Below are 221 nucleotides of genomic sequence, written 5' to 3' on the forward strand. Positions count from 1 at the left end.
GTTCAACTACAGATCTCGATATAACTTCATATAGAATGCACTGATAGCAAGAGCAAGCGCCATAACGGTTAGCATAGTAATCGGCACCACAAGTGAAAAGCTCGGTGTAAGGTACATGGCACTCATGGTCATTACCATTAGTAAGTTAACACCTAGTACTTTTTGCAATGCTAGAGCCGGCTTTGAAGCTATCTTCCAAATCAAAAATACATTCACAAAAT

General features: G+C 39.4%; 1 pseudogene. It reads right to left on the bottom strand.

Going from position 1 to position 221, the window contains the following annotated elements:
• Positions 1 to 6 precede the first annotated feature (6 nt).
• A pseudogene (locus AB4585_RS29715) lies at positions 7 to 221 on the bottom strand (FUSC family protein); the annotation flags it as partial.

It is taken from the genome of Vibrio sp. 10N.222.49.C9 (assembly GCF_041474985.1).
GTDB classification, from domain to species: Bacteria; Pseudomonadota; Gammaproteobacteria; order Enterobacterales; family Vibrionaceae; genus Vibrio; species Vibrio crassostreae_C.